The organism is Thermocatellispora tengchongensis, assembly GCF_014202315.1.
GTDB classification, from domain to species: Bacteria; Actinomycetota; Actinomycetes; order Streptosporangiales; family Streptosporangiaceae; genus Thermocatellispora; species Thermocatellispora tengchongensis.
The window spans coordinates 1-13,559 of sequence record NZ_JACHGN010000007.1; the positions used below are offsets into that span (position 1 = coordinate 1).

Here is a 13,559-nt window from a genome sequence, read left to right on the forward strand (position 1 = left end):
CAAAGGAATCCGTTCCCCACGAACCCGCGGGGGACGGGGTTGTGCATCATGCACTGGCTTTTAGCACACTGTTGAGTTCTCAAGAAACGGACGCGAACTCCATCGTATCCGGGTTTATCGGCCGGAAACTCCGGGGCGTTTCGTTCGTTTCGTTGTGCCGTTATTCTATCCCGTTTCCCGCGTTTTTCGTCAAATCGCGGTTCCCGGGAGAACTCCGGCCGCCCCGGCTCCTACCGGTTCCAGGGCAACCCCTCTAACTTACCTTCGCATCACGGCCGCGTCAAAGCGACCGGATGGCCCGGTGGGAGTGAGAGGGGGCAGCCGGGCGCTCGCGCGCCGTCCTGCGGGAAGAACTTTAGCAGCAGTCGCGGCGTGCCACGCGCCACTCAGGTAACTCGCGAACCATTCCCTGCCCTAGGTCCCCTCAAACACGCCCGGCGAGCAACCGGACGGCAAGTCGTCCGCAATCGGGTCCCGGTACGAAGTAGGCACGAGCCCTCTCCGTCCAGGAGGTGTCCGCCCATGACCCGCTCGGAGTTCGACGACATCCGCGCCTACATCGCCGCAGAGGCGACCCGTGCCGGGGACCTGGTGGAGGTCGCGCGGACCCTGCTCGACGACCTGGAGCACGCGCGCATGCGGGAGGCGACGCTGCGCGCGTACTACCTGCGGCTGCTGACCGCGGCGCGGGCGACGGTGGCGGCCGAGGCCGCAGGGGCGCCGGAGCCGCTGACCTTCCTGAAGGACGAGCTGGCCAAGCGCGGCCAGATGCCCGAGGGAAAGCAGGTCAACCAGATCCTCTCCGACGCCCGTACGGCCGAGGCGCTGGTCGCCGCGCTGGAGCAGCAGCCCATGCGGACGCTCGCGCCCACCGGGCGGGGGCGGCGGTGCGCGGGAGTCAGCCGCACCCTGCCCCGGTGAGCCCCTAGCGGGCGGCGGGCAGGACGTCCCGAAGGCGCAGCCTCGCCCCCGTACGCAGCACGGCGCTGCGGTAGATGCGGGCCCCCGCGGTCAGCACCACCGCCACGGCGAGCAGCATGAGCAGGGCCGCCACGCCCACCTCCCACACCGGCACGTCCGCCGCCGCGGTGCGCACCGGCATGACCATCGAGGAGAACGGCGGGACCAGGGACAGCACCCGGGCGAGCGTGCCCGCCGGCTCGGTCACGGCGTAGAAGGCGACCAGGTACGCCGCCGTCAGCAGGGTGGTCATGGGCGTGAGCACGCTGGAGACCTCCTCCTGCCGCGAGACCAGGGAGCCGAGGGCCGCCGCCAGGGCGGAGAAGAAGGCGTAGCCGAGCAGGAACCAGGCCAGGGCGCCGAGCACGATCCCGGTCATGCCGTCGGGCAGGTCGCCCGCCAGGCCGGTGGCGAGGGCGGAGCCGAGGCCCGCGGCGATGACCACGACCAGGTTGAGCAGGCCGAGCGCGCCCAGGCCGAGGATCTTGCCGCCGAGGAGTTCCCCGGGCCGGATCGAGGTGAGCAGGAGCTCCACGATCCGGCTGCCCTTCTCCTCCACCACGCCCATCGCGACCTGGGTGACGGCCGAGATGAGCAGGAAGAACAGGGTCAGCACGAGCAGCATGGCCACCCCCGCCCGTACGCCGGAGTCGCCGCCGGCGGTGCTGACCGAGACCTCGGTGAGCGGCGGGACGCGCATGGCCTCGGTGACCCGGGCCGGGTCGAGACCAGCGGCGCGCAGGCGCTGCTCGGTCTGCACCGCCCGGTGCGCGCCCTGGAGCAGGGCGCCGAGTTCCTGCGGCGGGTCGCCGTCGGCGAGCAGCCTGCCGTCGTCCACCACGGCGGCGTCGAGGTCGCCGGCGGTGATCGCGGCGTGGGCGGCGCGCTCGTCGGGGAGGCGGGTGAAGGTGAGCGTGATCTGCTCGCCCGGGGCCAGGGCCCTGGCGGCGGGCTCCAGGGCGGCCGACCGCGCGCCGACCAGGCCCACCGCGTACGAGTCGGGCCCGCCGAACAGTTTGGGGATCACCGGCAGCGCGGCCACGAGCAGGGCGCTGAGCGCCAGCCCGACCAGGAAGCCGCGGGTGCGCGCCCGTACGGAGATCTCGCGCCGCGCGACCAGAAGCGCGTTCGCGATGGTGCTGTTCACGCCACGGCCTCCCGGAAGATCTCGGTGAGGGTGGGCTGCTCCCACCCGAAGTGCTCGACCCGGCCCGCGCGCGACGCGGCGGCCAGGATGGCCTGGTCGTCTCCCTCGGTGGTGCGCAGCACCTGGCGTCCGTCGCCGTCGGCGGTGACCTCGCCGGGCAGGCCGTCGGCCCAGCCGGGGGCGGGGTCGCGGACGACGACGCGCAGCGAGCGCCGGCCCTCGGCGGCGCGGACCTCCTCCACCGGCCCGGCGGCGACCATGCGCCCGGCGGCGATGATGCCGACCGAGTCGCACAGCCGCTCCACCAGGTCGAGCTGGTGGCTGGAGAAGATCACCGGTACGCCCGCGCGGCAGCGTTCGGCGAGCACCTCGGCGAGCGCGTCCACCGCGATCGGGTCGAGGCCGGAGAACGGCTCGTCCAGCACGAGGAGCGTGGGGTCGTGCACGAGCGCCACCGCGAGCTGCACCCGCTGCTGGTTGCCCAGCGACAGCGCCTCCACCGGGTCGCCGGCGCGCTCGGTGAGGCCCAAGCGCTCCATGAGCGCCCCGGTCGCGGACTTCGCCTCGGCCGCGGTCATGCCGTGCAGCCGGCCGAAGTACGCGATCTGCTCGGCGACCCGCATCTTCTGGTACAGGCCGCGCTCTTCGGGCATGTAGCCGAACCCGCGCCGCGCGGCGGCGGTCACCGGCTCGCCACGCCAGCGCACCTCGCCGGAGTCGGGGCCGAGCACGCCCATGACGATCCGCATCGTGGTGGTCTTGCCGGCGCCGTTGGCGCCGACGAAGCCGAACATCTCGCCGGGGCGCACCCTGAGCGCGACCCCGCGTAACGCGATCGTGTCGCCGTAGCGTTTGTGCAGGTCTTCGGCCTCAAGCATGGAGGGTCCCCTCGGTGATCCGCCGTAGCACGGACGTGTACTCCTTGAAGGCGGCGCGCCCCTCCTCGGTCAGGGCGAGCCAGGTGCGCGGTCGCTTGCCGACGAACGCCTTCTCCACCCGCACGTAGCCCGCCTCCTCCAGCGTGAGCATGTGCTTGGACAGCAGCGAGTCGCTGACCTCGATGGTGTCGCGCAGGAAACGGAACTCGGCCTTCTCCACGGGGGCCAGGGCCGCCATGATCGACAGCCGCACGGGCGCGTGGATGATCTCGTTGAGCCCGTGGCGTGGGTGGGTCACCGTTCCTCGCCCCCGGCGCGCAGCAACCGCCACGCGCCGTACAGCGGCGGGGTGCCGCACAGCACGGCCGCCAGCACCGCGGCGAGCACCCAGCCCGCCGGAAGCGGCTCCCGCTCGGGCATGACGTTGGCGAACAGCACGGTCAGGACCACCGCCAGGACGTAGGCCCCCGTGACCGGCCACTGCAGCCGCCAGGTCAGCCGGTCGTAGACGTTCTTGCGGAAGACGTAGACGCATCCGGCGATGGTGAAGGCGATCCAGGCCCAGGCGGCCACCACGGCCAGCGAACCGGGGCCGAGCAGCATGACCAGCCAGTAGACGATCGTGCCCAGCCCCAGGACCAGCAGCCATCGCCCGGCCCACCGGGTGGATCTGCGGACGCTGCCGGAGACCCGGTCGATCTCGCGCAGCGCGGCGTCGGGAGTGATGTCGTGACCGATGTCGTCTCTCGCGTTCACGTGCTCCTCCTCACCTCATCTACTCAATACGCTAGCAAGTACTCAACCGCGGTTCAAGTAGATGAGGGAGGGAGGATCGTCAGGGCACGTACGGCGGCGCCACCCCCCAGCCCCAGCGGGGGACGGGCGCCTGCTGCACCGGGGTGGCGTCCGGCTGGGAGTTGGACAGGGCCAGGCGGGTGCCCCATTCGATGTAGCCGGCGAAGGCGGCGCGGAACTCCGGATCGGAGGGCAGGCCCACTTCGTCGGCCGCGTCCATGAGCAGGCTCACCCAGCGGCGGCGCTGCCGCTCGGTGATGGCCTTGCCGAGGTGCTGGGCGAGCATGTGCGCGTACCCGCCGCGCTCGCGCGAGTACCTGTCGGGACCGCCGAAGACCTCGCTCAGCCACATGGCGACGTAGCGGGGGTGGCCGGGGTCCATGTGCGCGAACAGCGGGCCGACCACCTCGTCCCGCTTCACGTGGCCGTAGAAGACCTCGGTCAGCCGCTCGAACGCCTCGGCCCCGCCCGCCCACTCGTACAGGGTGGGCACCGAGCCGCCCTGGCCGGCGACGCGGGTGGAGGTGTAGCGGGCACGGGAGGTGATGTGCTCCTCGGCGAAGGTCCAGGCGGGCCCGGCGTCGGTGACCCACTTGACCCGCAGCAGGCAGTGCCCGTCGCCGGCCCGCAGCAGCTCGTAGTCGGCGCAGTCGGCCGACCGGCGCAGCTCCGCGGCCAGCGACTCCTCGAAGGCGGGCCGCCGGTCCTCGGGGACGTCATATCGGATGAGTTCTACGATCATGACGCCATTGTTGTGTAATCTTGTAATCACATCAAGGAGTAAAGCGGTATCCCATGCCGGGTTCGGTGATCAGATGACGCGGGCGGGCCGGGTCGCGCTCCAGCTTGCGCCGGAGCTGGCCCAGGTACTGCCGCAGGTAGTGCGTCTCCTTGACGTACGCGGGGCCCCAGACCTCGGTGAGGAGCCGGCGCTGGGTGACCAGCTTGCCGGGGTTGCGGACCAGGATCTCCAGCAGCCGCCACTCGGTGGGCGTCAGGCGCACGGGCGGGGTGACCGTCTTGCCGGCCAGATCGACCAGGTGATCGCCGATCGTGACCCGCGCCGGCGCCTCGCTCCCGGCCGCCGCGCGCCGGGTGACGGCGCGGATGCGGGCCAGCAGCTCGTCCAGGCCGAACGGCTTGGTGACGTAGTCGTCGGCGCCCGCGTCCAGCGCCTCCACCTTGTCCGCGCCGCCGTCGCGCCCGGACAGGACGATGATCGGCACGCCGGTCCAGCCGCGCAGGCCGTGGATCACGTCCACGCCGTCCATGTCGGGCAGGCCGAGGTCGAGCACGATCAGGTCCGGATGCCAGTCGGCCGCCTGCCGCAGCGCCGCGCCGCCGTCGGCGGCCACCGCCACGTCGTAGTGCCGGGCGGCCAGGTTGATCCGGAGCGCGCGAAGGAGCTGCGGCTCGTCGTCCACCACGAGGATTCGTGCCGTTGTGTCCACCCGTCCAGCATGTCGCACCCCGCCCCGGCGCCCTTGACCTGAACTTAACTTCAGGTTCTACGCTCGTGACTGACGAAAGGAACGCGTGAGCCCCGATGAGCATGGAAGTGACCGCGTGGAACTCGCTCTACAACGCGATGCACGCGGAACAGGACAAACGGCCGTTCTCCCGGGCGGCCCTGCGCCGCATCTGGCGCTTCGCCCACCCTCACCGGCGCATGCTGACCTTCTTCTTGGTGCTCAGCGTGGTCACGGCGGCGATGGCGGTGGCCACGCCGGTGCTGGCCGGCCGGGTGATCGACGCGATCGTACGCGGTGAGCCCTCCGGCGTGGTCGTCGGGCTGGCGGCCCTGATCGCGGGCCTGGCCGTGGCCGAGGCCGGGCTGAACCTGCTGACCCGCTGGCTGTCGGCGAGCATCGGCGAGGGCCTGATCCTGGACCTGCGCACCGCCGTGTACGACCACGTGCAGCGCATGCCGGTCGCCTTCTTCACCCGCACCCGTACCGGCGCCCTGGTCAGCAGGCTGAACAACGACGTGATCGGCGCCCAGCGCGCCTTCAGCAACACCCTGTCCGGGGTCGCGGGCAACCTGGTGACGCTGGCGCTGACGCTGGTCGTGATGATCGGCATCTCCTGGCAGATCACCCTGCTCGCGCTGGTGCTGCTGCCGCTGTTCGTGCTGCCCGCGCGCCGCATGGGCGCCAGGCTGGCCAGGTTGCAGCGCGAGTCGGCCAACCACAACGCGGTGATGGGCACGCGCATGACCGAGCGGTTCTCGGCCCCGGGCGCGACGCTGGTGAAGCTGTTCGGCCGCCCGGCCCGCGAGTCGGCGGAGTTCGCCGCGCGGGCTCGGCGGGTGCGCGACATCGGCGTGCGCACCGCCATGGTGCAGTCGGTGTTCGTCAACGCGCTCACCCTGGTCTCGGCGCTGGCGCTGGCGCTGGTCTACGGCCTCGGCGGCTTCTTCGCGCTCGCCGGGAGCCTGGAGCCGGGCGCCGTCGTCGCGCTCGCCCTGCTGCTCACCCGCCTGTACGCCCCGCTCACCGCGCTCGCCGGAGCCCGCGTGGAGGTGATGAGCGCGCTGGTCAGCTTCGAGCGGGTCTTCGAGGTGCTGGACCTGGAGCCCCTGGTCAAGGAACGGCCGGACGCCCGCCCCGTCCCCGACGGCCCGGTCTCGGTGGAGTTCGACGGCGTGTCCTTCGCCTACCCGGCCGCCGACAAGGTCTCGCTCGCCTCGCTGGAGGAGGTCGCCGTGCTCGACAGCCGCGGCGGCGTGCAGGTGCTGCACGACGTGTCGTTCCGCGCCGAGCCCGGTCAGATGGTGGCGCTGGTGGGCTCCTCGGGGGCGGGCAAGTCCACGATCGCCCAGCTCCTGCCCCGCCTGTACGACGTGGACGCCGGCGCCGTCCGTCTCGGTGGCGTGGACGTACGCGACCTGACCAGCGCCTCGATCCGCGAGACGGTCGGCATGGTCACCCAGGACGGCCACCTGTTCCACGAGTCGGTGCGCGAGAACCTGCTGCTGGCCCGGCCCGAGGCGACCGAGGACGAACTGTGGGACGCGCTGCGCCGCGCCAGGCTCGCCGACCTGGTGGCCGGGCTGCCCGACGGCCTGGACACGATCGTGGGCGAGCGCGGCTACCGGCTGTCGGGCGGCGAGCGGCAGCGCCTCACCATCGCCCGGCTGCTGCTGGCCCGGCCCCGGGTGGTGATCCTGGACGAGGCCACCGCCCACCTGGACTCCACCTCCGAGGCGGCGGTGCAGGAGGCGCTGGGCGAGGCCCTGGAGGGGCGTACGGCGGTGGTGATCGCGCACCGGCTCTCCACGATCCGGGCCGCCGACCTCATCTTGGTGGTGGAGGACGGCCGGGTGGTCGAGCGCGGCACCCACGCGAGCCTGCTGGCCGCCGGCGGCCGGTACGCCGAGCTGTACGCGACGCAGTTCGACCAGCCGCTGGCCGCCTAGTATGGCGTGCGATGACTGATCTGAACTACTACGACACCTTCATCGCGGTGGCCGATGACTGCCCCGCGCCCGGCGGCGTCGTACCGGTGGCCCGGGGCGGCAAGAAGACCGTCGCCGTGCTCCAGTACGAGATGCTCGCGGACGCGCCCCACCGGCTGACGCAGGAGGACGTGCTGTTCGAGACGTGGCTGGCGCGGCAGGAACTGCCGCACCCGCCCTCGGAGGAGGAGCGGGCGGAACTGCGCGCCCGCTTCTTCTCCCGGTCGCAGGCGTGCCTGCGGGCCTCCCCGCTGCCCAAGACGTACGGGTGGGGGCTGCTGTTCGACGCGGAGGGCCGGATCGCGCTGGTCCCCCGCGACTCGGCGGAGTACGCCGCGCTGGCCGCGGGCCGGCCGGGCGTGAAGGTGCTCAAGGCCATGCGCTCCAAGCGGGCCTGACCGCCCGGAGCACCGCAGCCAGGGGCGATGAGCGCCTACCCGCCGATGGCGGCGATCTCGGCGTCGTCCAGGCCGAAGCCGAACAGGTCGAAGTTCTCCGCGATGCGCTCGCGCCGGGCCGACTTGGGGATCATCACGATGCCCTGCTCCAGGTGCCAGCGCAGCACGACCTGGGCCGGCGTGACGCCGTGCCGGTCGGCGATGTCGCGCAGTGTGCGGGAGCGCAGGTCGGTGGCCTTGAGGGAGCTGTAGCCCTCGACCACGACGCCGCGTTCGCGGTGCCCGGCCAGCAGCCGGGCGTCGTGTCCGGACGGGCTCCACGGGATCTGGTTCACCGACGGGGTGACGCCGGTCGCCGAGGTCAGCTCGTCGATCTGGGCCAGGCTGTAGTTGCTCACCCCGACCGCGCGGGCCTGGCCCCGCTCCTGGGCCGCCAGGAACTCGCGCCAGGTCGGCACCAGCTCGCGCCCGCCGGGCGGCCAGTGCACCAGCCACAGGTCCACGTAGTCGGTGCCCAGCTCGCGCAGGCTCCGCGCGATGACCTCACGCTCTCGGCCGGCCTCGCGCGGGGGCAGCTTGGTGGTGACGAACACCTCGCCGCGGTCGAGGCCGCTGTCGCGCAGGGCCCGGCCGACCTCGGCCTCGTTGCCGTACATCGTGGCCGTGTCGATGTGCCGGTAGCCCAGCTCCAGCGCGGTGCGCACGGCCTCGTACGCCTGCCGCCCGCGCAGTTGCCAGGTGCCGAAGCCGAGCATCGGCATCTCCGCGTCACCGGCCAGTTTCACCGTCGAATCAGGGCGCAGCTCCACCATGGGCCCATTCTGCCCCGTGGCGCCGCGTGCGGACCCGCCGCCCCGGCTCAGCGCCCCGGGTCAGCGGCGGCGCGGCCGGAGCACCGCGTTGATCACTGCGTCGGCGTCGTGCGCGTGCACCTTGGCCGCGAGCCGGATCGCCATGTCGTTCGTACGCCGCAGCTCGGCCTCGACCCGGTCCTTGCCCGACTGGCCCACCTGGACCCCGAAGTACGCCCCGATGATCGCGCCGGAGACCCCGACCAGCCCGGCGAACGGGCCGGAGGCGTCGCCGCCCCGCATCGTGACGACGACGAACCCGATCAGGATCGCGGCCAGCCCCATCAGCACCACGAAGAAGCCGTAGCGCCAGCGCGCGGCCTCCGCGCTCGCGGCGACCGACTCGTCCTCGGTCATCATCGCCGCCAGGGCGGGCGGCATCTCCTCGGGCCGCGCCACGGGAGTGGCATTGGCGGGTTTGGTGGTCGCCGGGGCACTCGTGGCGGACGTCGTGGGGGGCTTGGCGGATGTCGTCACGGAATCTCCCGATGGTTCGTTGCGCCCAAAATCTTTCACGGTTCTCACTGCCGCGCCAAGTCGCGGCACGGCGGGTAGGCATGCCCCGCCACCGATCACCCATGCGCCGCGGAGCAAAATGGCCGGGGAGACGTGAGGGAGAAAATCGTGTCCGATATGTCATATCGCCGTCTGGGCGACTCCGGGCTGGTCGTCTCGGCGGTGGGCCTGGGGGCCAACAACTTCGGCCGCAGGATCGACGTCGAGGCGACCCGGGCCGTCGTGGACGCCGCGCTCGACGCCGGGATCACACTGATCGACACCGCCGACATCTACGGGGAGTCGGAGGCGTTCCTCGGCGAGGTGCTGCAGGGACGGCGCGATGAGGTCGTGCTGGCGACGAAGTTCGGCATGGACACGCGCGGGGCCAACGGGCCCGACTGGGGGGCGCGCACCTCGCGCCGGTACATCCGCAAGGCCGTGGAGCGGTCGCTGCGGCGGCTGCGTACGGACTGGATCGACCTGTACCAGGTGCACCGCCCCGACCCGGCCACGCCGGTGGAGGAGACGCTGGCCGCGCTGTCGGAGCTGGTACGCGAGGGCAAGGTCCGCTACATCGGGTCCTCCAACTTCGCCGGCTGGCAGGTGACCGACGCCGAGTGGGTCGCGCGCACCGGCGGGCACGAGCGTTTCATCAGCGCGCAGAACGAGTACAGCCTGCTCAACCGGGCCATCGAGTCCGACCTGACGCCCGCGCTGGAACACTTCGGCATCGGCCTGCTGCCGTACTTCCCGCTGGCCATCGGCCTGCTGACCGGCAAGTACCGCCGTGGCGAGGAGCCGCCGCCGGGCACCCGCCTGGCCTCCCGGCCGGAGTACATCACCGACGAGCGGCTGAACGTGGTGGAGCGGCTGACGGCCTTCGCCGAGCGCGAGGGCGTGACCCTGCTGGACGTCGCCTTCGGCTGGCTGCTGGCCCAGCCGCAGGTCTCCTCGGTGATCGCGGGCGCGACCAGGCCCGAGCAGGTCAAGGCCAACGCGGCGGCCGGCGCCTGGCGTCCGGACGAGCGCGCCCTCGCGGAGATCGACCAGATCACCAAGGGTGAGTGAACAGCGGCCCGTGCGGTGAACCCCCGGGGCGGTGAGCGAGTCCTAACGTACGGAGAAGGGGGAACATCCATGCCACCGAGACGGGCCCGCCGCATGGGGCCGGCCACCACGCTCACCGCAGTAACGAAAGTGACTGCACTGTCCACGCTCGCCACGCTCGCCGTCTGCGCCGCCGCGCCGACGGCCCAGGCGGCGCCGGCCGCGCCTGCCGCCACGACCACCGCGGCCACGACCACCGCGGTCTACGGCTTCGCCTGGCAGGACGGCCCCCGGGCCCTGCGGATCACACCCGCCAAGGCGACCCGGGTCAAGCAGTACGGCGTCGTCCGCTACAGGCTCACCCCGATCCCCGGCGCGCGGGAGCGCCGCATCGGCTACGCGAACGCCGCCTTCCAGCGCATCACCGCCGCCTGCGACCTGAAGGAGACCGAGGGCGTGGTCCGGCTCGACTCCGCCGGGCTCGGCACGACCAAGTGCGGCCCGGCCGACCTGGACTTCGTCCTCGGCCTGGGGCCCACCCCCGTCAAGATCACGCTCTCCGGCGCCTCGGCCGCCACCCGCGTGCAGGAGTTCCTGGCGGCCCCCACGCGCACCACGGCCGCGTACGGCACGATCAAGCGCGCCGACGACGACACGATCCTGTTCACCCGGGCGGGCCGGACCATCCGGCTGCACCACACCCACGTGACCTTCAACCGCGTCACCCGGCGGTGCGCCGACCCCTGGCTGGCGAACCACCCCAACGCCGACCGCGACGGCCTGGGCACCAAGCCCTGCGCCACCGCCTACCTCACCCGCGCGCTGAAGCCCCAGCGTTACCCGGTACTGGCCAAGGTGGACTACACCCCGGCCAGTAACCAGCTCAACGAGGTCTGGGAGGTCTTCGGCGACGCCTGAGCCCGGCGGACGTGCCGTCGGCTACGGGACGGGGATCAGGTCGGGCCCCACGATGTGGCCCTGGTGGGGCTCGGGGTCGTTCTGGTCGTGGCGGAAGTGGCCCGCGTACCAGACGACCACGTTGGTGCCGGTCAGGCTCTCGCCGTTGAGGAAGCGGTTGAGCCTGGCCTGGTTGTTGGGCCCGGGGTTGCCGTCCCACAGCTCGGCCGGGTGGTGGCGCAGGAACCACAGGTCGCTGACGCCGTACGGGTCGGTGGTGTTGTCGTGCTCGCCGGGGTGGATCTGGTAGCCGCGCCCGCTGGCCTTGTCGGTGATCTGCCAGTAGCGGGCCGGCGCCTTGCGCTTGCGCGAGACCTCCTGCACGATCGGCACCGGCTGGGGGATCGTGGAGCCGGTGTCGTTGAACTGCTCGATCACGTCGTTGGCCGAGCCCTCGATGTCGAAGTCGAAGCGCCAGTAGACGTGGTGGCGGTGGCGCATGCAGGTGCGCGGGTTGCGTACGCCGGCGAAGCCGAAGCGGGGCTTGACCGTGCCGTCGTCGCACAGCCGCCACTCCGAGGCGTAGCGGTACCAGCCCGCGGCGATCTCGCTGACGATGCGCAGCTCGCCGTCGGCGTAGTGGAAGGCGACGCCCTGGAAGTTGCCTGCGTCGTTGTCCGCGCGCTCCAGGATGGTGCGCGGCGGCTTGGTGCACAGGCGCCAGCCCCAGCCCACCGGGTCGTCACCGGTGGCGGAGAAGCGGGTCTCCTCGTTCTGCCAGTCGCGGTACGTGACGCCGTCCTCCTCGTACTGGACGTTGAGGATCGGCACGTGGGCCTGGCGGAAGACGATGCGGCCCCGGTAGCGCACGTCGCGCAGCTCGACGCCGGAGCCGTCGCCCGGGTTCTGCGGCGAGGACGCGCGGGGGCGTACGACGATGGCGTTCCACAGCTCGGTGTCGCCGTCCACGACGCGCAGCCGCACCTGGTCGGGGCCCCCGCGGTCGCGCAGCGGGTCGATGCCCACGGGCAGGTGCGACTCGCAGTCGCCCGGGTGGTGGGCGGCGACGCCGGCCGGGGACCAGTCCACGGTGCCGCCGGCGACGTCCACGGCGACGATGCGGTGCTTCCTGCTCTCGTCGGAGGGGGTGTAGACGCCGAGGGTGGGGCGGCGGGTGGTGGTGCCGTCGGGGTTCTCCACGTCGGCGAGGGGCGGCATCGGCCGGTAGACGATCACGTCGTCGCCGGCCGGGAAGCGCGGGTCGGCGCGCAGGATCTCGGCCGCGGCGGCCAGCTCCTCCTGACCCGGGTTCGGCCGGTACGCCGTGGGGAGCACCAGCGCCTGCTCTGGCCGGTCCAGGGTGCCGCGCAGTTCCACGCCCCGGTTGGTCACCGGGTCGAAGACGTTGGCCCGGAACTCCGCGTCGTCGCCCGGGTCATGACCGAGGGCCACGGCGTCGCCCACGATCAGCCGCTCGGTGTCCACGGTGGCCAGGTGGGCCAGGACGTCAGGGTGCGCCCCGGCCACCTCCCGCACCTGCTGTGCCGACAGCCCCGGACGGGCGACCTTTTCGATGATCACTTTCACGGCCATGCTGGAACTCCCGTGTCGATGTCCGCATCCGACCCCACCACGCCGATCGCCTTATCCGGCATGACCCGGTACCGCCGGCGGCGGTACCGGGATTTCCCTTGCTTGGATGACCGCGATGATCGGTTGGTTCGCGGTGCTTGCAGGCAGAACTACTTTCGTGCCACCAGCAGCAGGCGAGGGCTGCCGAGCCGGTACGGCGCGCGGTCGGTGCCGGCGTACATCTCGACGCCGCCGAAGCCGGCCGCGATCACGAGCCGGGCGACCTCGGCCGCCGTGTAGACGTGCTGCACCGACGTGCCGCGGTGCACCTCGTCGCCGCGGCGGAAGGTGAAGGCGGTGATCCAGCGCCCGCCCATGACGTCGTACTCGTTGACCTGGACGGCCTCGATGCCGCCGATGGTGAGCGGCTGCTCCTCCAGCGAGACGCCCGGCAGCATCGACTCGGCGGCGAACCCGTAGTCCAGCACCAGCGCGCCGCCCGGCGCGACGATGCGGGCCAGCCCGGCCAGGGACCGGCGGGTGGCCTCGTGTTCCAGGTAGCCGAACGCGTTGCCCATGCAGATCGCGGCGTCGGCGCTCAGCCCGGCGGGCAGTGCCGCGGGCAGATCGGCCATGTCGCCGACCCGCAGGTCGAGGTCGAGATCGCGCTCGGCGGCCCGCGCTCGGGCGTACCCGATGGCCTCCTGCGACACGTCGATGCCGGTCACGCGGTAGCCGCGCGCGGCCAGTTCGAGCGCGTGCCGCCCGCTGCCGCAGGCGACGTCCAGGACCCGGGCCCCCGGACGGAGCCCGCAGACCTCGGCGACGAAGCCGGCCTCGGCCTCGGTGCGCTCCGGTGGCACCGCCGCCCGCCAGAAGGCGTTGGGCAGATGGGTGAAGAAGTCCGCGTACCACGACGCGGACGTCGGCTGTGCTGCCAATTGGTGTGCTCCAAATGTTCACGACGAAGTTGCCGAAACTGCGCGTGTACCGGGGCACGACGAGACGAGCGGGCGCGAACGCGCCTGAGACGGCCGCGCGGTCGCGGCCGGATCGTCA

General features: G+C 72.2%; 15 protein-coding genes. 5 read left to right on the forward strand and 10 right to left on the reverse strand.

The genetic code is table 11. The features are described from left to right. Positions 1-522 precede the first annotated feature (522 nt). Positions 523-921 carry a hypothetical protein gene (locus tag HNP84_RS17205; RefSeq protein WP_185050766.1) on the forward strand — a complete coding sequence of 133 codons (399 nt, stop codon included), beginning with the start codon at positions 523-525 and terminating at the stop codon, positions 919-921. Between the two features lie 4 nt (positions 922-925). Here the strand turns inward: HNP84_RS17205 and HNP84_RS17210 are convergent, their stop codons facing one another. The 6 genes from HNP84_RS17210 to HNP84_RS17235 all read right to left on the reverse strand — a co-directional run bounded on the left by HNP84_RS17210 (position 926) and on the right by HNP84_RS17235 (position 5,231). Continuing rightward, positions 926-2,107, reverse strand: coding sequence for an ABC transporter permease (locus tag HNP84_RS17210; RefSeq protein ID WP_312925050.1), 1,182 nt, complete (start codon positions 2,105-2,107; stop codon positions 926-928). After that, positions 2,104-2,985, reverse strand: a complete 882-nt coding sequence (locus HNP84_RS17215) for an ABC transporter ATP-binding protein (RefSeq protein ID WP_185050767.1) — start codon at positions 2,983-2,985, stop codon at positions 2,104-2,106. The genes HNP84_RS17210 and HNP84_RS17215 overlap by 4 nt, the downstream gene beginning before the upstream one ends. Next, positions 2,978-3,283, reverse strand: coding sequence for a winged helix-turn-helix domain-containing protein (locus HNP84_RS17220; RefSeq protein ID WP_312925052.1), 306 nt, complete (start codon positions 3,281-3,283; stop codon positions 2,978-2,980). Before HNP84_RS17220 ends, HNP84_RS17215 begins: the two co-directional genes overlap by 8 nt. After that, positions 3,280-3,741, reverse strand: a complete 462-nt coding sequence (locus tag HNP84_RS17225; protein WP_185050768.1) for a hypothetical protein — start codon at positions 3,739-3,741, stop codon at positions 3,280-3,282. Before HNP84_RS17225 ends, HNP84_RS17220 begins: the two co-directional genes overlap by 4 nt. A 79-nt stretch (positions 3,742-3,820) precedes the next feature. Beyond that, a complete protein-coding gene (locus HNP84_RS17230; protein WP_185050769.1) occupies positions 3,821-4,522 on the reverse strand; it encodes a group II truncated hemoglobin in 702 nt (233 codons plus the stop codon). Between the two features lie 31 nt (positions 4,523-4,553). Then, positions 4,554-5,231, reverse strand: a complete 678-nt coding sequence (locus HNP84_RS17235; protein WP_185050770.1) for a response regulator — start codon at positions 5,229-5,231, stop codon at positions 4,554-4,556. A gap of 95 nt (positions 5,232-5,326) precedes the next feature. Between HNP84_RS17235 and HNP84_RS17240 the strand changes: the two genes are divergently transcribed. Continuing rightward, positions 5,327-7,198, forward strand: a complete 1,872-nt coding sequence (locus HNP84_RS17240; protein WP_185050771.1) for an ABC transporter ATP-binding protein — start codon at positions 5,327-5,329, stop codon at positions 7,196-7,198. A gap of 11 nt (positions 7,199-7,209) precedes the next feature. Next, positions 7,210-7,635, forward strand: a complete 426-nt coding sequence (locus tag HNP84_RS17245) for a DUF6157 family protein (protein WP_185050772.1) — start codon at positions 7,210-7,212, stop codon at positions 7,633-7,635. A 35-nt stretch (positions 7,636-7,670) separates the two neighbouring features. Here HNP84_RS17245 and HNP84_RS17250 read toward each other — a convergent pair whose 3' ends face one another. Next, positions 7,671-8,447, reverse strand: coding sequence for an aldo/keto reductase (locus tag HNP84_RS17250; RefSeq protein WP_185050773.1), 777 nt, complete (start codon positions 8,445-8,447; stop codon positions 7,671-7,673). A gap of 60 nt (positions 8,448-8,507) precedes the next feature. Further along, positions 8,508-8,963, reverse strand: coding sequence for a hypothetical protein (locus tag HNP84_RS17255; protein ID WP_185050774.1), 456 nt, complete (start codon positions 8,961-8,963; stop codon positions 8,508-8,510). A gap of 156 nt (positions 8,964-9,119) precedes the next feature. Between HNP84_RS17255 and HNP84_RS17260 the strand changes: the two genes are divergently transcribed. After that, positions 9,120-10,052, forward strand: coding sequence for an aldo/keto reductase (locus HNP84_RS17260; RefSeq protein WP_185050775.1), 933 nt, complete (start codon positions 9,120-9,122; stop codon positions 10,050-10,052). A gap of 129 nt (positions 10,053-10,181) precedes the next feature. After that, the gene (locus HNP84_RS17265) at positions 10,182-10,949 is read left to right on the forward strand and encodes a hypothetical protein (protein ID WP_185050776.1); all 768 of its coding nucleotides are present in this window, start codon (positions 10,182-10,184) and stop codon (positions 10,947-10,949) included. A 21-nt stretch (positions 10,950-10,970) separates the two neighbouring features. Here HNP84_RS17265 and HNP84_RS17270 read toward each other — a convergent pair whose 3' ends face one another. Next, positions 10,971-12,521 (reverse strand): hypothetical protein, encoded by a 1,551-nt coding sequence (locus HNP84_RS17270; RefSeq protein WP_185050777.1) that lies wholly within the window; start codon positions 12,519-12,521, stop codon positions 10,971-10,973. Positions 12,522-12,670: 149 nt separating this feature from the next. After that, on the reverse strand, positions 12,671-13,441 hold the full coding sequence (locus HNP84_RS17275; RefSeq protein WP_185050778.1) for a class I SAM-dependent methyltransferase: 771 nt from the start codon (positions 13,439-13,441) through the stop codon (positions 12,671-12,673). Between the last annotated feature and the right edge of the window lie 118 nt (positions 13,442-13,559).